Raw genomic sequence first — 20,218 nt, 5'->3', positions numbered from 1 at the left:
CCTGATCAAACCTCGCCAAGCGGCTCCGGACCGAGTTCCGCGGCGCCGGCCGCCGGCGCCTTATCCGCCGCAGCCTTCACGCGACCGACCCACAGCACCGCGACCAACGTCACCGCCACCGCGACCCAGCCGACCGTGCCGTAACCGGCGATCTGCCCGCTCGGCGTATTGGTCAGCATCAGGCCGCCAAACCATGCGCCACAGCCGGTCCCGAGCGCCTGCAACGCGCTGTTGGCGCTGAGAAACGCGCCGCGCCGCTGCGGTTCGGGAACCGTGGTCAGCAAGGCCTGCATCGGCACCATCCGCCCGGACATCGCCACCATGAAGAACGGGAAGAACAGCACGACCGCCACGAACGGCAGATCGGGCAGGTGGGTCACGAACAGGACGGGCAGCGTCGACAGCAGGGCGGCGATGCGAAACACCCGGTGCTTGCCGTAGCGGTCAGCCAAACGACCGATTGCGCGCGACGTGAAGAACGTCGCGAAGCCGCCGCCCATATAGATCCACGACAGATGCGCGGGCGGCACGCCATGGTTGAGCACCAGCATAGGCGCGATAAACGGAATCACCAGCATATGCGACACCATGATCATGAAGGTGAGCGCAAATGCATTCAGGTGACGCGGATTGCCGAGCAGGCGCATGAGGTCGGGCAACACCTGACGCAACGGCGGCGGCCGGCGGCTCAAATGCTCGGCGAGCGACGGCACGATCAGCGAGCCGCCGAACCAGATCAGCACGGAGAGTACGACCAGCAGCACGAACGGCGCCGCCCAGTTGAAGTGCGCCCCGAGCATCACGCCGGCCGGCACGCCGGCAATCGCGGCCAGCGAGAACGCGGTCATGATGGTGCCGGTGGCCGCACCGCGCCGCTGCACCGGGATCACGTCGCCGACGATCGCCATGATCACCGAGCCCAGTACGCCGCCGGTGATGCCGGCAAACGCGCGTGCCACGAGCAGTAGCGGAAAGCTGCCGGCGAGCGCGCAGCCCAGGTTCGACACCGCGAACAGCGCATAGATGGTCAGCAGAAGCTTGCGCCGGTCGAAGCGGTCGATATAGGTGGCGGCGAACAGGCCCGAGAGTCCCGAACACCACGAATAGGCCGACACCGCTGTCGCGAAGGCGGCCGGCGTGATGCCGAAGTTGTGCATGATCTGCGGGCCCAACGGCATCATGATCATGAAGTCCATGATGATGGTGAACTGCGTCAGCGCGAGCAGCCACAGAAGGCGGCGTTCGTGCCTGGTGCTGATGGAATACATCGGCAGGGTCCTTGACAAGATAAAGCCAGCCGGATGGCTGGCGGTCGGCACTGCGTGGTTTAGTCGTCGAGGTTTTCGTGGACCGCTTCGGCGCCCTGTTTCCAGTAGCTCGCCGCGCGGATGCGCGATTTGTCGACACCGCGTTCAGTGCATAGGTGATAGCGCACCGCGCGCATGGTCGCGGATTCGCCCGCGGCCCAGACATAGCCCTCGCCGTCCGGCAGATAGGTCTCGCGTACCGCTTGCAGCAGCGCGTCGCCGCGATACGGCGATTCGCTGCGATAGCGCCACACGGTATGCAGCTCGGCTTCGGTGTCGAACTCGAGGCGCGCCGACGGGTCGGCGACTTCGAGTACGGCTGCCACGCGCGTGCCGGCAGGCAGTTCCTGCAGACGGCGAGCGATGGCCGGCAGCGCGGTTTCGTCGCCGATCAGCAGATGCCAGTCGAAGCCCGTCGGAATCACCAGCGAGCCGCGCGGGCCGCCGATACCCAGATACTGCCCGACCTTGGCCTGGGCGGCCCAGGTCGCGGCCGGGCCGGCCTCGTGCATGGCGAATTCGATATCCAGCTCGAGCGCCGCGCGGTCGTAGCGGCGCGGCGTGAAATCGCGCGCCACCGGCCGCGGCTGACCTTCCGGGAACACCGGGCCGTTCGGGCCTGCGCTTGGTAGCGCCGGCTTGTCGGCACCCGGCTCCGGGAAGAAAACCTTGACGTGATCGTCGAACGACGCCGATTCGAAGTCGTGCAGATCGTCGCCGGTCAGGGTGACCCGAATCAGGTGAGGCGTCAGCGGTTCGACCCGCTTGACTTGCAGCAGACGGAATTTCAGGGAGTGACGGACGCGGGTAACCGCGAGATCGGACCTGGTCAGCATAAGTGTTCTCTCCAGTGTTGTCGGGTAGCGCTCGGGATGGCGGCCACGCGGGCTCAGAGCGCGTCCGCGCCTGCGTCGGCGCTGGTCGCGGCACCCGGGTTGCCTTCGATTTCGGCCGTGGCGCGCACGAGGATCGCGGCGATGCGGCGCTGTTCGTCGGCCGGTACGTTGTCGCGGCGAATCAACGCATGCTTGAGCGCGCGACGGGCTTCGATCAGCTCCGGCAGCCAACCGCCTTCGTTCGGATCGAGCGCCTCTTCGCCAGCGAAGGCGCGGCGTACCGAATCCATCTTGCGGGCAATGTGGTTCAGCTTGGCGAACATCAGTTCGACACGCTCGCGGTTGTCCGCGAGGTATTGGCGGCCGGGTTCGGCGAGCTCGTAGCGCTTGCGGTTGCCTTCCAGTTGCACGGTCACATGACCGATTTCTTCGAGGTAGGTCAGCGCCGGGTAGACCATGCCGGGGCTTGGGCTATAGAAGCCGTTCGAGCGCGTTTCAAGCGCCTTGATCAGCTCGTAGCCGTGGCTCGGCTGGGCGTCCAGCAAGGCCAGCAACAGCAGTTGCAGGTCGTCCGAGCTGAATTTGCGGCCGCGCGGGAAACCGTCGCCGTCGCCGCCGCCGAAGCCGCCAGGACCGCCGTAGCCGCCTCCAAAACCACCGCCGAAGCGGCCGCTGCGGTCACTGCCACGGTCGCCGCCACGATGATGGCGGCCGATGGCGTGCCACAGGGCATGCAGCGAGAAAGCGTGGGTGGAATGCAGGCCGTCGGTGTCGTGGTGACGGCGCGAATGATGGGAGTGACGCATCTGTGTGCTCCGTTGTGTCTTAAGATGTGTCGTAAGATATATATCTAAAGATAGCTTGTCAAAGAGAAAATGTGGGGCCGGATGGATGTGGGATGAGGAACGCGAGTTCTCGGCTCGTCATTGGATCACCGTGGGTGGGAGGCTTTAAATGACAGAAAATCATTAAAGTTATGACACTGATGCTCTCGCGAAATGGCTGTGACGCGACCAGAATGCCTCTCAGCGCGGCATCGGGCCGTTTTCACCGGAGAGATGAAATGTTTGCAATTACTGGCGTGACGGGAAAGGTCGGGGGCGCCGCGGCGCGTGCATTGCTGGATGCGGGCCACGCAGTGCGGGCTGTGTTGCGCGACAAGGCGAAAGCGGCCGCCTGGGTCGAGCAGGGCGCGGAGGTGGCGATTGCCGACATGGAAGACACGGCGGCGCTGCAAGCCGCGTTCGCGGGCACCGAGGGAGTCTTCGTGATGGTGCCGCCCAACTTTGCGCCGCAGGCGGGTTATCCGGAGGCGCGCGCCGCGGCGGCGTCGTTGGCGCGTGCGCTTGCTGAGGCTGCGCCGCAGCGGGTGGTGGCGTTGTCGTCGATCGGCGGTCAGCGTGAGTCAGGGTTGGGTCTGATTACGCAAGTGCATATTCTCGAGGAGGCGCTTGCTGCGTCGCCCATCCCAAGCGCGATTTTGCGTCCGACATGGTTCATGGAAAACTCGCTGTGGGATGTCGCTCCGGCACGCGAGACCGGGACGATGGCGAGTTTCCTGCAGCCGCTCGATCGGGCGTATTCGATGGTCGCAACGGCGGATATTGGTCGCGTGATCGCCGATACGCTTGTGCAGCAGTGGCAGGGCCGGCGCGTGATCGAAATTGAAGGGCCGCGGCGTTATACGCAGCATGAAATTGCGGCGTTGCTGGGTGCAGCCGTGGGACGTGAGGTTCAGGCGCAGGCCGTGCCGCGTGAGCAGTGGGAGGCGCTGTTTCAGTCGCAAGGGACGGCGAGGCCGATGCCGCGGATCGAGATGATCGACGGGTTCAATAGCGGATGGATCGAGTTTGAAGAGGCAGGCGTCAATGAACGGGTGATCGGCACGACACCTTATGAAGTCGTGTTTGGGGAGCTGGTTAAGCAGGTGGGGTGAGTGTCTCGGGTTTGCCGCGGATGAGCGGGGCGCGTTGGACATGACGCGCCCCGCTCAAATCATTCGTGGCGGCCCGGACGTGCACGTCGGCGTCAACCGCACGTTTCACTGGAACCAGAAAATCGATTCCAGGAGTGAAGCCTCCGTTGCTCAGGAGACCGCGCCGGAACCGTATTTGCCCACCAGCAGCGCGCCGCTGGCGAACCGCTCCAGTGCATAGGGTGCGAGAGAAACGTCGGTGGGCTGACCGAGCGCGTGCTGGGCGAGAATCTTGCCGATGCCCGGCGAGAGTTTGAAGCCGTGCCCGGAGAAGCCGAAGCCGACCACGAGTCCCTCGATATCGGCGACCTTGCCCAACACCGGATTCCAGTCGGGCGTCACGTCGTAGACGCCGGTCCACGACGAAGCGAGCCCCGCCGCTTCATAAGCGGGGAAGCGTTCGGCGACCTGAGCGCCGACTTCGGCGACATAGTCGAGCGAGATCTCTCCCTGTTCCGTTTCCGGCGAGCTCAGCGTTTCGCCGACCACGCCCTCCGACACGAGCATCTGGCTGCCGCCATAGCTGCGGTAATAGAGCATGCCGGCCGAGCCCAGGTCCTTGAACGCCGGCATCCTGAACGAGTAGGCGGCGCCCTCGCATTCGAGGGCGAGCACCGTGTGGCGCTCCGGCTTGACCGGCAACGGCACGCCGATCCAGCCGGCAAGTTCCGGCGTCCAGATGTTCTGCGTGCTGATCAGGGTGCCGCAACCAAAGCGGCCGGCGCTCGTCTCGATACCGGTGATCCGGCGTCCTTCGCGGATGAGGCCCGTCACCGTCACGCCTTCCATGATCTTGACGCCGCGCCGGCGCGCCGAACGGGCGAAGCCGGTGGCGACCAGATAGGCGTCGGCAAAGCCTGCTTCCGGTTCATAGCCGATCAGCGCGGCGTCGTCGAAGCTGGCGATCGGCAGGCGCTCGTGCGCTTGCGCCCTGTCGAGTAACTGCACTTCGATGCCCATGTCCCGCTGCGCGGCGAGCGAGGCGCGCAGCGGCTCAAGCTTGTCGCCCTCGGGCGAGCAGATCAGATAGCCGCATTTGACGAGGCCGCAGGACGCTTCGTCGTCGCCGACGTATTCGGCGAAGTTGTTGAACGCCCACCATGACGAGCGCGCAAGTTCCACATTCTGGCGGACCGAATAATGCGTGCGCAGCAGGCCCGACGACTGGGAGGTGGTGCCCGCGCCGATCGTGCCCTGCTCGATCACCAGCACGCTCTGCGCGCCGTGTGCGGCGAGATGATGGGCGACCGACGCGCCGATGACGCCAGCGCCGATCACGATGAAATCGTAGTGGCTCATGTGGAGTGGACCTCTGTGCGGGCAATGAGGCGAATTCTAGGAAAACGCCGGGTGCGCCAATTTTGTATCAGGCAAACTTATGGCGACCCATTGGAATTTCTCATCCTGAACACCGGCCCTGCGCACAACGGCACCATGCTTTCGTGCCGCGCAGGATGACCGGCCCGTCACCCACGCGAGCGGAACATGCCATGAGACGAACCCCGCCTCCGATCGATCTGCGCGCGCTGCAGGCGTTCGTCGCCGTATGCGAGAGCGGCTCGATGACAGGCGCCGCGAAACAGCTCGGCGTGAGCCAGAGCGCGGTCAGCCAGTCGATTGCCGCGTTGGAGCGCGACCAGGGCCTGACGCTGTTCGACCGCGAGAGCCGGCCGCCGCGGCCCAACGTGGCGGGGCGCGCGCTGCTCGAACTGGCCGATCCGTTGATCGAGCACGCGAAGATGGTCGCCGCCCGCATCGGCGATGCGTCGCATACGGGCAAGATGCCGGTGCGGCTCGGCTGCGTCGACTCGTTCGCGGCGACCGTCGGCCCCGAACTGATCCGCGCGGTGTCGAATTCGGAGCGGCAGATTTCGATGTGGTCCGGTCTGACGCCGGGCCTGAGCAAGCAACTGCACGACCGGGAACTGGATATCGCGATCTGCACGCAGACCACGCTAAGCGATGCGCGGATCGTCGAAGAGCCGCTGTTTTCCGAGGCGTTCGTCATGGTGGTGGCGCGTAGCCATCTGAGCGGACGACGCACGGTCGACTGGCGTACGCTCGCGCTGGAAATGCCGCTGATCCGCTACACGGCGCGCTCGGTGATCGGCCAGCAGATCGAGCGGTTCGCGCGGCATCTGGGTATCGACAGCCCGCGCCGTTACGAGTTCGACGCGACCGATCCGCTGCTGAGTCTGGTGGCCGCACGCGTGGGTTTCGCGATTTCGACGCCCTTGTGTCTGTGGCAGGCACGTCACTACCTCGACGATATCGCGGTGATGCCGTTGCCGCCGAGCCGCCTTGGGCGGCGCGATTTCTTTCTGCTGCACCGGCAGGGCGAATGGGATCAGTTCGCCGGCGACATCGCCATGCTGACGCGCGGCGTGCTGGACAACGCCATTCAGCCGTCACTGGCGCGCGCGTTGCCCGATCTGCCCGAGGATGCGTTGCGCTGAGGCTGAGGGAAATCTCTCGCTTTGTATAAGTATTGCTTTTGACGCTGCGTAACCACGCACCTCGTTCTTGTGCAAAGTCGCACCAGTCGCAACAAGGATGTGCACCGCAGTCGAGCCAGCGCGCGCTTCACCCTGGTTGCCGACACGGCGTCATTGCGCCCAGGGCGTTTATCCAAGGGAATTTTTGATTCACCGAGATAAAAATGGCATAAACGTTGCATTGCTTTGTGCACCGGCGGTGACCGGACACAGCGCGAGATCAGTCGGCGCCCGATTGCGGGTACATAAAGATCGACAGGAATTGAATGGGCGTCTTGATCAGACGTTCAGGACCGTGGGGGACCTCGCCCTGGAAGGTGAGGGTGTCACCGGGATGCAGGATGTAGGTTTGCTGTCCGTGGCGATATTCGATGACGCCCTTGAGCATGTGGATGAATTCGGTGCCCGGATGCTGGAACACGGGAAAGCGCTCGGCTTCGTCCTCCATCGTGATCAGGAAGGGTTCGAAGAGTTTGCGCGGCCCCTGGTCGTAAGCGAGCAGGTGATAGGTGTGGCCGCGTTTGGTGCCTTTGCGGACCACCTCCATGCCGGCGCCTTTTTTGACGAGCTGTGCACCGCCTTGCGGCACGTCGAAATTGCGGAACAGCGTGGAGAGCGAAACACCGAGCGCCTGGGCGATGCGGTTAAGCACATCGAGGCCGGCGGAGGTCTGTGCGTTCTCGATCTTCGAGAGCATGCCGCGGCTGATGCCGGCCTGCGCGGAGACCTGGGCGATGGTCAGGCCGTGGCGCTGGCGTAGCTCGCGAATGGTGATACCCAGGTAGCGTTCGAGCGGCGTGTTGTTGTCTTCACCGGTTTGCATGTAGGCCTCGGGAAAAAGGAAAGCGTAGCAGATCGTCGTACCTGGCTTGCGCGTGGAGAGTTTCACTGAGGGAATCTTAGTTTATCGCCAATAAAGTACCCGTCCGATTGAAGACGGGGTTGCAGCGCAAGGCAACCGGCGTTCGAAAGCGCGCTGCATAGCCTCGCCACATGCATTGCGTGTGGCTTGTCCAACCCACCAACACTGTTGTTGCAAGGAGTGGCGATGAACCTGAACGATGCGACCACGCTGCCGGTCAACGAACTCGGATGCGTGCCCCGGTTCGGCTCGGCGGAAGAGGCGCAGGCTTATCTGACGCAGCAGGGCGTGAAGTACGTGCTGGCGCAGTTTGTCGATATTCACGGGGTGGCCAAGGCGAAGTCGGTGCCGGTCAGTCATCTGAAGAGCGTGTTGACAGCGGGTGCCGGTTTCGCGGGGTTTGCGATCTGGGGCGTCGGCATCGAGCCGAACGGTCCCGACTACATGGCCGTCGGCGATCTGGCAACGCTCACGCCGGTGCCGTGGCAGCCGGGTCTGGCACGGATCGTCTGCGACGGTCACGTGGCCGGCGAGGCGTGGCAATACGATTCGCGCGTGACGCTGAAGAAGGCGGTTGCGAGGATGACCGAGCGCAACTGGACCCTCTTCACCGGTCTGGAGCCGGAATTTTCGCTGCTGCGCCGTTCGGCGTCCGGCACGCTGGAGCCGTGCGATCCGAGCGATACGCTCGCCAAGCCGTGCTACGACTACAAGGGTCTCTCGCGTACGCGTGTCTTCCTGGAAAAGCTCACCGAATCGATGCGCGCGGTAGGCATCGACGTCTATCAGATCGATCACGAAGACGCCAACGGGCAGTTCGAAATCAACTACACGTACACCGATTGCCTGACCTCCTGCGACCACTACGTGTTCTTCAAGATGGCGGCCTCGGAGATCGCCAACGAGCTCGGCATGATCTGCTCGTTCATGCCGAAGCCGTTTGCGAACCGCCCAGGCAATGGCATGCATATGCATATGTCGATCGGCGACGGCGAGCGCAACCTGTTCGCCGATCCGGCGGACACACTCGGCATGGGACTTTCTGCGCTCGGCTATCAGTTCACGGCCGGCCTGCTCGCGCATGCACCGGCGCTGACCGCGCTGTGCAATCCGACCGTGAATTCGTATAAGCGTCTCGTGGTGGGCCGCTCGTTGACGGGCGCCACGTGGGCGCCGGCTTACGTCAGCTACGGCGACAACAACCGCTCGACGATGGTGCGCATGCCTGGCGAGCGCATCGAACTGCGGCTGCCCGACGGCTCATGCAATCCCTATCTTGCGACCGCGGCGGTGATTGCGGCGGGACTCGACGGCATCGACCGCGGCCTGTCGCCGGGCGAGCCGGCTAACGAAAACCTCTACGAGTGGTCGTCCGCGCGGCTCGCGGAACACGGCATCGGCGTGCTGCCGCAAAACCTCGAACAGGCGCTCGACGCACTGGAGTCCGACCGCGTGATCTGCGATGCGCTCGGCCCGGTTGCCGACGAATTCCTCAAGCTTAAGCGGATGGAGTGGCTCGAATACATGCGCCACGTGTCGGACTGGGAACTGAAGACCTACCTCGAATTTTTCTAAGGAGAACTGCAATGTGCGGAATTGTCGGCTTGCTGGTGAAGACGCCTGCACTGCGCGAGCGGCTGGGCGTTCTGATGGTGCCGATGCTGATCGGCATGACCGAGCGCGGACCGGACTCGGCGGGCCTCGCGGTGTTCGGCAAGCCGGTCGATGCGAGCCAGCGCAAGCTGAGCCTCTACGCGGGCTTCACCGAAGAAGGCGCGGATTTCGCATGGCAGCCGCTGGTGGAAGCGCTGAACGCGGCGATGGACGTCACCGCGCGCGTCGACTCCAAAGGCAATCATGCCGTGATGACGGTGCAAGGCGACGTCGAGCGGGTGAAGACATGGCTGCGCGAAAAATATCCGAAGCTGTATCTGCTCTCGAGCGGCCGCTCGATCGATCTGTACAAGGATATCGGCTCACCGTCGCAAGTCGCTGGGCGCTATGACTTTGCGAACCTGAAGGGCTCGCATCTGGTCGGCCACACACGTATGGCGACCGAGTCGGCCGTGACGCCCGACCGCGCCCATCCGTTCACCGCCGGCGACGACTTCTGTCTGGTCCACAACGGTTCGCTGTCGAACGCGCATGGCGTGCGCCGCAAGCTCGAACCGCAAGGCATTCACTTCGATACCGACAACGACACCGAAGCCGCCTGCCGCTTTCTCGAATGGCGGCTGCGCGAAGGCGACACGCTGCCGGTCGCACTGCAGAAAGGCTTCGAAGAACTCGACGGCTTCTACACGTTCCTGATGGGCACCTCGACCGAACTCGCGCTGATTCGCGATCCGTTCGCTTGCAAGCCGGCGGTGGTTGCGGAAAACGACGACTACGTCGCGATCGCTTCCGAGTTCCGTTCGCTCGCGCATCTGCCCGATATCAAGAACGCCAGGGTCTTCGAACCGGCACCCGAGGAGATGTACGTATGGAAAGCCTGACTTTCGATCTGGAGCGCACGACGGTCCGCGAGTTGAACCAGTTCCTGCACAAGCCCGCGAGCGAACTGGAAGGCCAGGCGGTGACGGTCGTCGCACCGAACGGCGCGCACAACCTCGCTGTGGGTGTGGATGCGGCGGTGCGGGTCACCATCGCAGGTCACGCCGGCTATTACGCGGGCGGCATGAACCAGCACGCGACGATCGAGATCGACGGCAGCGCGGGCACCGGCGTCGCCGAAAACATGATGAGCGGCAAGGTGCATGTGAAGGGTTTCGCGTCGAACGGCGCAGGCGCTTCGGCGCATGGTGGGCTGCTGGTGATCGACGGCGATGCGGGCCTGCGTTGCGGCATTTCGCTGAAGGGCGGCGACATCGTGGTGGGGGGATCGGTGGGCAGCTTTTCTGCGTTTATGGCGCAGGCCGGACGCATGGTGATCTGCGGCGATGCGGGCGATGCGCTCGGCGACTCGCTTTACGAAGCGGTGCTGTACGTGCGCGGCGAAGTGAAATCGCTCGGTGCGGACGCGCAATACGAGCCGATGACGCAGGCCGATCTCGACGCCGTACGCGCACTGCTCGCCGCCGCCGGCATGGACCACGATCCGGCGTCGTTCAAACGGATCGGCTCCGCTCGCACGCTCTATCACTGGAACGCCGACGCGAACCAGGAATATTGAACACACGCTCTCGAAGAAGGTCGCCATGGAAGCCAAACCCGTTCACTTCGCCCGCTTGCAGCAGGAAGAGTCGCAAGGCTACGACCGCAAGACGATCGACTATATCCACGCCGCCGCGCAGCGCGGTCTCTACGAAATTCGCGGTCTGGGCGCGAAACGACGCGTGCCGCATTTCGACGATCTGCTGTTTCTCGGCGCCTCCCTGTCGCGCTATCCGCTCGAGGGGTATCGCGAGAAATGCGCGACGCGGACCGTGCTCGGCACACGCTTCGCCAAAAAGCCGCTGGTGCTCGACATTCCGATCACGGTGGCCGGCATGAGCTTCGGCGCGCTGTCCGCGAACGTGAAAGAAGCGCTCGGCCAGGCCGCAACGGCGATGGGCACCTCGACCACTACCGGTGATGGCGGCATGACGCAGGAGGAACGCCGCTCGTCGAAGATGCTGGTTTATCAGTGCCTGCCGTCGCGTTATGGCTTCAATCCCGACGACGTGCGCCGTGCCGACGCGATCGAAATCGTGATTGGTCAGGGTGCGAAACCGGGCGGCGGCGGCATGCTGCTCGGGCAGAAGGTGAATCCGCGCGTCGCGTCGATGCGCACGTTGCCGGCCGGCGTCGATCAGCGTTCGGCGAGCCGTCATCCGGATTGGACCGGCCCGGACGATCTGACGATCAAGATTCAGGAGTTGCGCGAAATCACCGATTGGGAGAAACCGATCTACGTGAAGGTCGGCGCCACACGTACGTTCAACGACGTCAAGCTCGCGGTGCATGCGGGCGCGGACGTGGTCGTGATCGACGGGATGCAGGGCGGCACGGCGGCGACGCAAACCTGCTTCATCGAGAACGTCGGCATTCCGACGCTGGCGGCGGTTCGCCAGGCGGTGGACGCGCTTGAAGACCTGAACATGAAAGGCCAGGTACAACTGATCGTCTCGGGTGGGATCCGTACCGGTGCCGATGTGGCGAAGGCCCTGGCGCTCGGCGCAGACGCGGTGGCGATCGGGCAGGGCATGCTGATGGCGCTCGGTTGCAACAGCGATACGTATTTTCAGAACGGCGCGCTGCATTCGGCGGCGGCGGAGTACGCGGCGCTGAACACGTCGCCGGGGTACTGCCATCACTGCCACACCGGCAAGTGTCCGGTGGGCGTCACCACCCAGGATGCGGTGCTCGAACAGCGTGTCCAGCCCGATGAAGGGTCGCGCCGCGTGCGCAACTACCTGAAGACGCTGAACATGGAACTGACGACGATTGCGCGTGCGTGCGGCAAGCAGAACGTGCATCACCTGGAGCCCGAGGATCTCGTCGCGCTGACCGTGGAAGCCGCGGCAATGGCGCGCATTCCGCTCGCGGGTACCTCGTGGATCCCCGGATGGAACACATGAATTGAGTTGTTTCCAGATTTTTGACTGTGGAAAAGTTGAGCGCACGCAACGTTGATTCACCCATCTATCAGGAGCCCTACATGAGCACTCCGCAAAGCAGTACGCAAGCAGCGCCGGTATCGTCCGGCGGACTACGTGCCGGCACTTTGGGTTTCCCCGAGGTCATTGGCCAATCCATCGCGAACCTTTCTCCAACCTTCACGCCGTCGATCAATGTGACCGCCATCGCGGCGCTGGCCGGCGCGGGGACCTGGTTGATTTATGGCCTTTCGACGCTCGGGTTGCTGCTGGTGAGCATGAGCATCATTGCGCTCTCGAGCCGGATCGCGTCGGCCGGGTCGTTCTTTATCTATATCTCACGCGCACTTGGACCGATGGCGGGTGGCATTGCCGGCTGGGGCCTGATTGCGGCTTACGTGGGTACGGCGATGGGGGTGGGGGCGGCAGGCGTGGTGTTCGTGCAGAATGCCTTTTCGGCCTGGAACATGGCGATTCCGTCGTGGGCTATTTACACGATCTTTATCGGCCTCGCCTGGTTCTTCTCGGCACGTGACGTGAAGCTGTCTTCGCGCCTGTCGCTGGCGATCGAAGGTGCTTCGGTGGTGATTGTGGGCGGTGTGCTGATTTATGTGCTCGCACTGCACCCGGACCATATCGTCGACCATACGCAACTGGGGCTGCAGGGTGTTAGCGGTAAGGGCATGGCACAGGGCATGGTGCTCGGCATCTTCTCGTACGTGGGATTCGAGAGTGCGGCCTCGCTCGGTCAGGAAACCAGGAATCCGCTGCGCGTGATTCCGCGTGCGGTGGTCTGGTGCGTGATCCTGTCGGGGCTGTTCTTCATGTTTGTGGCCTATTCGATGACGATCGCCTACCACGACGACGTAGCCAAGCTCGGCGGCGATTCGGCCGTGCTCAGCACGCTGCTCACGAGTGTCGGCGCCTCGCCGCTCGGTCCGGTGTTTTATCTGATCGCCTCGGTCAGCGCGTTCTCGTGCGTCCTCGCGTGTATCAACTCGGCGAGCCGCCTGCTGTATTCGATGGGCCGCTATCAGTTCGTGCACCGCTCGATGGGCATGGTGCACCGTACGCACCAGACGCCGTATCTGGCCGTTGCGTTTTCCTCGATCGTGACCTTCGTGGTGTGCATTGCGATGCTCGGCACGGGGCCGCTCAACACGTTCGGCTATACGAGCACGTTTGCGACCTTCGGCTTCCTGGTCGTGTATTTCCTGGTCGCAATCGCGGCACCGGTTTATCTGAAGAAGCAGGGCGAGCTCAAATCGATCAACGTGGTGTGGGGCGTGCTCGGCGCACTGGCGATGGTCGGCGCGGTGATCGGCAGCGTGTATCCGGTGCCCGATTATCCGTATAACATCCTCCCTTATCTGTTCGTCGCGTATATGCTGGTTGGCGCAGTCTGGTTGATGATGCTCAAGAAGCGCTCGCCGCAGGTGCTCGAGAAGATCGAGCACGATCTGGAAACAAGCGACGTGATGACTCACGGCAAAAAGTAAATGAATGAACCCTTCTCCCCGGATAGCTTGTCCGCACCGAACACGGGCCGGACGCCGGACGATCCGGAGGGAAGGGCAGTTAGCCGTCGCGGCATGGGCGGCCAGGAAATCGACCTGCAGTTGCGGGCGGAGCGCGGCGAGTGCGCCGCGCTCGAGATCGGTTGTGTCTCTTGCCCTGCCCGCGGACGCGGGCAGGATCACATCAACGAAGACTACGTCGGCGTGATGCTTGGCGATCTGGCGGCGCGCGTGGCGCGCGGCAGTGTGATTGCTCTCGCCGATGGCGTGAGCGGCAGCAAGGGCGGGCGGGTGGCGGCCGAACTCTCGGTGCGGACCTTTATCGACGCTTACTACGGACTCCCCGACACCTTGCAGCCTGGCGTGGCCGCTGCGCGCGCGCTTGAGGCAATCCACGGCTGGCTGCATCAGATGGGGCGCGTCGATCCCGCACTGACGCAGATGGCCGCATCCTTTGCGGCGCTGATCGTGCGCCGCGCGACCGCGTATCTGGTGGCGGCCGGCGATGTGCGGCTCTATCTGCTGCGCGATGGTCAACTGATCCAGGTCGGCGACGACGATGTCGTGCCGGTCGCCTTCGGTTCTTATGTGGCGCATGCGGTCGGCATGCTGCCGGCGCTGGTGACGCGCATCGAAACCCTCGAGCTGCGCGAGGGCGACCGTCTGCTGATGTGTTCCGACGGGCTCTATCGCCGCGTGCCGATGCGCGAGTTGCAGACGGTGCTGGCGGCGCGCGGTAGCGCACTCGACACGGCACGCCGGCTTGGTGCGCTGGCGGTGACGCGAGGCTCGCATGACGACGTGACGAGCGCGGTGCTCGATGTGGGCGCTCTGCCTTCGCTCGATGTTGGCTACCTTGAGCGAGTGGTGGGGGTCTTGCCGATTCCGGCCGTGCCCGACGCCGGCGATGTGGTCGATGGATATCTGCTCACGAACGTGTTGAACGATGGTGTCTATTCGCGGATTTTCGCCGGCTACGATCTGGCCGATCCGAACACGCAACTGGCGCTCAAGTTTCCCAAGCCGCGCGTTGGGGAGGACGAGAACGTACGCCAGTCGATCGTGCGCGAGCGCTGGCTGGCAGGCAAGATCGACGACGAAGGCGTGCTCGCGCCGATGCCGGTCGATGCCGACCGGCAAACCCGGCTCTATGTAGTGATGCCGCTCGGCGCAGGCATCACGCTCGAAAAACTGCTGGCGGCGCCTCAGCCCATATCGCTGCCGCGCGCGCTTGGGATCGCCCAGCAACTGGGCCGTTCGATCGCCGCGCTAAACCGCCGCAATATCTTCCATCGCGATATCAAACCCGAGAACGTGCTGGTAATGCGGGGCGATAGCACGCGCCTGCTCGATCTCGGTTTCGGTTATATGCCGGGCATGCAGTTGCCGGGGCCCGACGTCGCACCGGGTTCGCCCGCTTATATGGCGCCTGAGTTGATGAAGGGCGCGCAGGGCGATGCGCGTTCCGAGGTGTTCGCGTTTGGCGTGACGCTGTACCGGCTGTTCAGCGGCGGCAAATTGCCTTACGGCTTTAATGGCCGCGTGCCGCTTTATCAGTATCGGCTCGACGCGCCACAATGGCTCGACCTGGTGCTCGAGAAAGCGCTACAGCCCGATCCGGCGCGCAGGTATCAGGACGTGCTCGAAGTTTGCGCCGATCTCGAGCGCTTTTCGAGCGGTCGAGATGCGCTTGCGCCGATTCGGCGCAAGCCTTTGCTTGAGAGCGATCCGGTGCTGTTCTGGCAGGGGGTTGTGGTGGTGTTGCTGGCGCTGTTGTTGTGGTCGTTGATGCGGCGTTGAGGGGGGCGATTTCGGCCGGACATCTTCTACGGGTAAGCCATTCACCCATTGCGAAGACATGTATCGGTAGGCAGATCGCCAGATTAAACCCGGGCAGCACGGTCCCGCAGACCATGACGCTCTGGCCGTCACTGCGTTTCGCTGTCGTCAGTGTCTGCATTGGTGGTGACCGCTTCCTGGTTCATGGCGGCGGCCGCCAGTGTCGTTGCAAGCTGCGGGTGCGCTTCCTTCCGTTCACTGTAGCGATCGGTCAGGTAGTCCGAGCGGTCACGCACCAGCAGCGTGAACTTGTATAACTCTTCCATCACATCGACGACGCGATCGTAATATGCCGAGGGTTTCATCCGGCCGTTTGCGTCGAACTCCTGCCAGGCCTTCGCCACCGACGACTGATTCGGGATGGTCACCATGCGCATCCACCGGCCGAGAATGCGTAGCGCGTTCACAGCGTTGAACGATTGCGATCCGCCGCACACCTGCATCACCGCGAGCGTGCGACCTTGCGTCGGGCGAACGCCGCCGGTTTCAAGCGGTAGCCAGTCGATCTGGTTCTTGAATACTGCCGTCAGGGTTCCGTGACGTTCTGGGCTGCACCATACGTGCCCTTCCGACCACTCCGAGAGTTGGCGCAGTTCGACCACCTTGGGATGGTCGGCCGGCACGCTGTCCACCAGCGGCAAGCCGTGCGGATCGAAAACCCGCGTTTCCGCGCCGAAATGGCGCAGGATGCGTGCGGCTTCCAAGGTGAGAAGCCGGCTGTATGAGGTGGGGCGCAACGAGCCGAACAGCAAAAGGATTCGCGGAGCGTGTTGCGAAACCGTGCGCGGTTCGAGCTTCTGCAGATCCGGTACGTTGAGGTGCGGGGTGCTGACGTTGGGAATGTCCTGCGTCATTAGAGAAGCCTCCTGCGTTCGCCATCGACGACCTGTTCCCCGTCCTCTTTCGTGAATGCCCCCTTCTGCCCAGCAGGAAGGATGTCGAGCACGACTTCGGAGGGCCGGCACAGGCGCACGCCTAGCGGCGTGACGACAAACGGACGGTTAATCAGGATTGGATGTTCCATCATGGCATTCAGCAACTGCTCATCGCTTAAGGACGTATCGCCCAGACCCCGCTCGGCGTAGGGCGTACCCTTTTCACGCAGCGCGGCGCGTACCGTCAAGCCGGCGCGAGCAATCAGGTCCTTCAGTATTTCCCGGTCAGGCGGGGTTCTCAGATACTCGATTATTTCCGGCTCTATTCCGGCATTGCGGATCATGGCCAGCGTGTTGCGCGACGTGCCGCAATCGGGATTGTGATAAATCGTGACGCTCATAGCGGTTACCCCTTGATGCTGCGTTTCGTTTCGTACCAGTGCTGCGAGCGGTTGACCATGCCGACGACGAACAGCATCACCGGCACTTCGATCAGCACGCCGACCACCGTGGCCAGAGCCGCGCCCGAATGAAAGCCGAACAGACTGATTGCGGTGGCGACTGCCAGCTCAAAGAAATTGCTGGCACCGATCAGACTGGACGGCCCGGCAACACAGTGCGCAACGCCAAGCCGCCGGTTCAACAGGTATGCGAGGCCCGAGTTGAACAACACCTGTATCAGGATCGGCATCGCGAGCATGGCGATAACGAGCGGTTCCTTGACGATTGCCTGGCCCTGAAAGGCAAATAGCAGGACGAGTGTCGCGAGCAGTGCGCTGATTGAATACGGACCGAGACTTGCGACCGTCTGCTGGAAATAGGCTTTGCCCTTGGCCAGCAGATGCCGACGCAGCAACTGGGCAAGGATGACGGGAATGACGATGTACAGCCCAACCGAAATGATCAGCGTATCCCACGGTACCATGATGGCCGACAGCCCGAGCAGGAGCGCAACGAGCGGTGCAAAGGCCACGATCATGATGGAATCGTTGAGTGCTACTTGCGAGAGCGTGAAATACGGATCGCCTTTGCACAGCTGCGACCAGACGAACACCATCGCCGTGCAGGGCGCGGCGGCCAGCAGAATCAGGCCGGCGATATAGCTGTCGAGCTGATCGGCCGGAAGCCACGGCGCAAACACATGACGGATGAAGATCCACCCGAGCAGTGCCATCGAAAAGGGTTTGACGAACCAGTTCACGAAAAGGGTTACGCCGATGCCTCGCCACTGGCTCTTTACCTGGGTCATCGCGCCAAAATCGATCTTGACGAGCATAGGGATGATCATCACCCAGATCAGCACGCCGACCGGGAGATTGACCTGTGCAACTTCCATACGGCTGATCGCCTGGAAAAGCAGGGGTAGTGCTTGCCCGAGCAAGATGCCGCTCACGATGCAGAGGGCAACCCAGATCGTCAGATAACGTTCGAAAAACCCGATCGCCGGCCGTGCGGCGCCGATCGTTGCATCACTGCTGCTCATTTGATTCCTCTGCGGGCCTCGTACCGATTGTGTCGTAACCCAGCGCTTCGCGGCGCTCAATGGCAAACGGGTTCACTGTGCCGGATGGGCTCCGCGTTACCGAACATGGCGCGATAAAACCGGATGCTGTCGCCCAGGTTTTCGACCGCAACATGGATGTGCATGCGCTTCATGGTTTGTCTGCGCAGCAGTTTGGGAGATCGCTCGCGGCACACGTCGCGCCGGCGCAGCAGTTCTCCGTCAGGAAACCGATCAGGTCCGTCATGGCGTCGAAGTTCGCCGTGTAGATGATGAAACGCCCGTCCTGTCGCGGCGTTACCAGGTCTGCATGAGACAGATCCTTCAGGTGGAACGAGAGGCTGGAAGGCGAAACATCAAGCTTCTGTGCGATATCACCAGCAGCCATGCCGTCCGGACCGGCCACAACCAGCAGGCGAAAGATGGCAAGGCGCGATTCGTGGGCGAGCGCGCTCAGGGCGCGTACAACGAGGTTTGAGTCCATGCCGGAACAATAGACCATTCATTTCCATATTTCAAGTATTGTTGAAATGACGGTGATGTTAAAGCAGATACGGGTGGAAAGCTGTGCCAAGCGGCCGACTCGCGCGTGGAGTCAAATGCGAATCCCCCACGCGCAAGTCGAGCACGCTCTCACCCGAAAGCGCTGGATCAGTGATGAGCGAAGATTGATTGAGCACCTGTGAGGTTCGTGGGTGTACCCGCCTGCGAGGAGCCGATCGATACTCCGCCGACTGACGTATCGCTCTGCGTCGTCGCGTCCTGCGCTGCGAGACGCGCGTCCGCTGCCTGAATCTCGGCCGGATAGTGCACATCGTTGACGTTCGGGTGATACCCGGCCTGTTCGACACGCACCAGGTCCGCCTGCACTTCGGCACGTGTGATCGGGGTAGTCGTTTCCTGTGCAAAGGAAAGCACCGGGGCGGCCAGTGCGCCGGCAACCAGCGCTGCGTAGATTAGGGTCTTCATGGCGAACTGCCTCCTGAACTGAACTGTGGTCGGCGTCACTCACGATGAATGAAGCCTCGGGACTCACCGCCAAACCTTGAGGAGATGAGTTACGTTCATTGTGTGCGGAGGGGCGTTTCGCGATACTGACACCTGGATTACGTTTATGTCATGTTTGGAGAGTGATTGCTGTTCGCTGTGGGTAGGCGCGCATTGTCCAAAGACACTGTTTGTCTGCTAGTACGAATAGCCTTGAGCGTTGCCGTAGTTCGTGTCGGGTCGTTTGCCCCACCATGATAGATAGGCGTTGTTCTCTCCGCGCGCGCGGAACCAGTCTTGGTCCGGGTTGATTGGTGTCAGCGTCGACGGTGGCGTCACAACGACGGCCACCGGATGCGCGGGATCAGTCGTTCCGGCGACGAGCACACTACCGCCCAGATGGTTTGCGTGGCTGATCGCGAGTGCGACATTGGTCAGCGCGGTGCCTGCATCCATGTTGCCAAGCAAGCCAGGGGTGTTGAATGTCTGTTTCTGGTAGTTGAATTCCGGCAGGCTTTCCGTGAGCGTCTGGCTAAGTGAACCGATTCGTTCCGAAGCTGCGTCGCCGCCTTTGCCGGCATCGTACACGACGTAATTGATATCGGTGACGTTGCGATGGCGCCACCGTGTAGAAGTAATGCGGATTCTGCGCATACCGGTCACTGAAAAGCAGCAGTAATTGCTCAACGTATTTGTGATGAAATCCTCTAAAGGTTTCCTCTCGTTGTTGCCGTCGGCAACTATAGCCACTGATTTAAGTGAGCTAAATGCTTCCGGATGGGTGCGCACCATGTCATCGTTGCGGTTTGGTTTCGCCAGCCCGAGTGTCCACAACAGTTGCCATTCAGTAGGATAATCGCGGCGTTGCAACGGGTTCAGCCACTCAAGGCCGACGACCTGCGCGACGAAGGGTTGAGCTTGATCGACCGCGGTCGTTCGAGCGAGCGGCTGAGGTGTTGCTGCTTGTGTCGGTCGATTAGCCAAGACCACACTCAGCGCAAACACGGCACACGCCATCAGACCTGGCAGGAGCATCGGCCGCTTTCTCACCGACGTACTGCGCGAACCGATTACGAAAAAGGGACGCTTCGCGAATATCTTTGAAAGCAATGCGCACGTGCCCGCGAATTCTTGGTGGCGACGTTGCGGGTCGTTTGCATGAAGCGCATTGCTCTGCCTCACGCAATCCCCGAGGAGGGCAGGCTCGAAATCAGCGTAGCGCCGCATGAGGTCTTGTGACCATCAAAAGATGCCGGCTGACCATCGACGTCGACGTTTGTATCGCCTTCGACAATCTGGCATTCGCCATGTATCGGGCAGGTGCAGCGATCGCCTTTACGTGCGACCGGACGCCCCATCACTTCGCTGTTGGGGGCGCCTGTTTCCACACGGCCGCCGTGGCTATGGCGATCGCCTTTCCTGATGATTCCACGCATCGAGCTGACTC

At 62.6% G+C, this 20,218-nt stretch carries 19 protein-coding genes and 1 pseudogene; 8 read left to right on the top strand and 12 right to left on the bottom strand.

Annotated elements, in window-relative coordinates; all coding sequences use genetic code 11:
* Positions 1 to 5 precede the first annotated feature (5 nt).
* From P3T42_RS11845 to P3T42_RS11835, 3 genes are read right to left on the bottom strand one after another with little or no spacing between them, the layout of a single operon-like run.
* Entirely contained in the window at positions 6 to 1,268 is a 1,263-nt protein-coding gene (locus P3T42_RS11845) for an MFS transporter (RefSeq protein WP_074295159.1), read from the bottom strand.
* A gap of 59 nt (positions 1,269 to 1,327) precedes the next feature.
* Positions 1,328 to 2,143, bottom strand: a complete 816-nt coding sequence (locus P3T42_RS11840) for a siderophore-interacting protein (protein WP_429306137.1) — start codon at positions 2,141 to 2,143, stop codon at positions 1,328 to 1,330.
* Positions 2,144 to 2,196: 53 nt separating this feature from the next.
* Positions 2,197 to 2,949 (bottom strand): PadR family transcriptional regulator, encoded by a 753-nt coding sequence (locus tag P3T42_RS11835; protein ID WP_429306136.1) that lies wholly within the window; start codon positions 2,947 to 2,949, stop codon positions 2,197 to 2,199.
* Positions 2,950 to 3,206: 257 nt separating this feature from the next.
* On the opposite strand from P3T42_RS11835, the gene P3T42_RS11830 reads away from it, so the two are divergent.
* A complete protein-coding gene (locus tag P3T42_RS11830; RefSeq protein ID WP_074295162.1) occupies positions 3,207 to 4,079 on the top strand; it encodes an NmrA family NAD(P)-binding protein in 873 nt (290 codons plus the stop codon).
* Between the two features lie 150 nt (positions 4,080 to 4,229).
* Here P3T42_RS11830 and P3T42_RS11825 read toward each other — a convergent pair whose 3' ends face one another.
* On the bottom strand, positions 4,230 to 5,417 hold the full coding sequence (locus P3T42_RS11825; protein WP_074295163.1) for an NAD(P)/FAD-dependent oxidoreductase: 1,188 nt from the start codon (positions 5,415 to 5,417) through the stop codon (positions 4,230 to 4,232).
* Between the two features lie 191 nt (positions 5,418 to 5,608).
* On the opposite strand from P3T42_RS11825, the gene P3T42_RS11820 reads away from it, so the two are divergent.
* Positions 5,609 to 6,574, top strand: coding sequence for a LysR family transcriptional regulator (locus P3T42_RS11820; RefSeq protein WP_429306135.1), 966 nt, complete (start codon positions 5,609 to 5,611; stop codon positions 6,572 to 6,574).
* A 259-nt stretch (positions 6,575 to 6,833) separates the two neighbouring features.
* Here P3T42_RS11820 and P3T42_RS11815 read toward each other — a convergent pair whose 3' ends face one another.
* On the bottom strand, positions 6,834 to 7,436 hold the full coding sequence (locus P3T42_RS11815; protein WP_074295165.1) for a helix-turn-helix domain-containing protein: 603 nt from the start codon (positions 7,434 to 7,436) through the stop codon (positions 6,834 to 6,836).
* 225 nt (positions 7,437 to 7,661) lie between these two features.
* Between P3T42_RS11815 and glnT the strand changes: the two genes are divergently transcribed.
* From glnT to P3T42_RS11785, 6 genes are all read left to right on the top strand, one after another.
* Entirely contained in the window at positions 7,662 to 9,050 is a 1,389-nt protein-coding gene (gene glnT, locus P3T42_RS11810) for a type III glutamate--ammonia ligase (protein ID WP_171991614.1), read from the top strand.
* An 11-nt stretch (positions 9,051 to 9,061) separates the two neighbouring features.
* On the top strand, positions 9,062 to 9,970 hold the full coding sequence (locus P3T42_RS11805) for a class II glutamine amidotransferase (protein WP_074295166.1): 909 nt from the start codon (positions 9,062 to 9,064) through the stop codon (positions 9,968 to 9,970).
* Positions 9,958 to 10,647 carry a protein glxC gene (locus tag P3T42_RS11800; RefSeq protein ID WP_074295167.1) on the top strand — a complete coding sequence of 230 codons (690 nt, stop codon included), beginning with the start codon at positions 9,958 to 9,960 and terminating at the stop codon, positions 10,645 to 10,647. Before P3T42_RS11805 ends, P3T42_RS11800 begins: the two co-directional genes overlap by 13 nt.
* A 25-nt stretch (positions 10,648 to 10,672) precedes the next feature.
* Entirely contained in the window at positions 10,673 to 12,034 is a 1,362-nt protein-coding gene (locus P3T42_RS11795; RefSeq protein WP_429306134.1) for an FMN-binding glutamate synthase family protein, read from the top strand.
* Between the two features lie 80 nt (positions 12,035 to 12,114).
* Positions 12,115 to 13,551, top strand: a complete 1,437-nt coding sequence (locus tag P3T42_RS11790; RefSeq protein WP_074297245.1) for an APC family permease — start codon at positions 12,115 to 12,117, stop codon at positions 13,549 to 13,551.
* Positions 13,552 to 15,369: a bifunctional protein-serine/threonine kinase/phosphatase gene (locus P3T42_RS11785; RefSeq protein WP_429306133.1), complete on the top strand. Its 1,818-nt coding sequence runs from the start codon at positions 13,552 to 13,554 to the stop codon at positions 15,367 to 15,369.
* Positions 15,370 to 15,497: 128 nt separating this feature from the next.
* On the opposite strand, the gene arsH is transcribed toward P3T42_RS11785, so the two are convergent.
* The 7 genes and pseudogenes from arsH to P3T42_RS11750 form a co-directional block, all read right to left on the bottom strand.
* Positions 15,498 to 16,262: an arsenical resistance protein ArsH gene (arsH, locus tag P3T42_RS11780; RefSeq protein ID WP_429306132.1), complete on the bottom strand. Its 765-nt coding sequence runs from the start codon at positions 16,260 to 16,262 to the stop codon at positions 15,498 to 15,500.
* A complete protein-coding gene (gene arsC, locus P3T42_RS11775; protein ID WP_429306131.1) occupies positions 16,262 to 16,684 on the bottom strand; it encodes an arsenate reductase (glutaredoxin) in 423 nt (140 codons plus the stop codon). Before arsC ends, arsH begins: the two co-directional genes overlap by 1 nt.
* A 5-nt stretch (positions 16,685 to 16,689) precedes the next feature.
* Positions 16,690 to 17,766 carry an ACR3 family arsenite efflux transporter gene (gene arsB / locus P3T42_RS11770; protein WP_429306297.1) on the bottom strand — a complete coding sequence of 359 codons (1,077 nt, stop codon included), beginning with the start codon at positions 17,764 to 17,766 and terminating at the stop codon, positions 16,690 to 16,692.
* 169 nt (positions 17,767 to 17,935) lie between these two features.
* Positions 17,936 to 18,268, bottom strand: a complete 333-nt coding sequence (locus tag P3T42_RS11765) for an ArsR/SmtB family transcription factor (RefSeq protein ID WP_074295173.1) — start codon at positions 18,266 to 18,268, stop codon at positions 17,936 to 17,938.
* Positions 18,269 to 18,435: 167 nt separating this feature from the next.
* The gene (locus tag P3T42_RS11760; RefSeq protein ID WP_074295174.1) at positions 18,436 to 18,753 is read right to left on the bottom strand and encodes a DUF4148 domain-containing protein; all 318 of its coding nucleotides are present in this window, start codon (positions 18,751 to 18,753) and stop codon (positions 18,436 to 18,438) included.
* Positions 18,754 to 18,969: 216 nt separating this feature from the next.
* Positions 18,970 to 19,806: pseudogene (locus tag P3T42_RS11755) on the bottom strand (hypothetical protein).
* Between the two features lie 143 nt (positions 19,807 to 19,949).
* Positions 19,950 to 20,207: a PAAR domain-containing protein gene (locus tag P3T42_RS11750; RefSeq protein ID WP_429306130.1), complete on the bottom strand. Its 258-nt coding sequence runs from the start codon at positions 20,205 to 20,207 to the stop codon at positions 19,950 to 19,952.
* Between the last annotated feature and the right edge of the window lie 11 nt (positions 20,208 to 20,218).

The organism is Paraburkholderia sp. GAS38 (assembly GCF_050434965.1).
Lineage (GTDB): Bacteria > Pseudomonadota > Gammaproteobacteria > Burkholderiales > Burkholderiaceae > Paraburkholderia > Paraburkholderia phenazinium_A.
The sequence above is the reverse complement of the archived record's forward strand: the minus strand, read 5'-3'. Positions and strand labels throughout refer to the sequence as shown.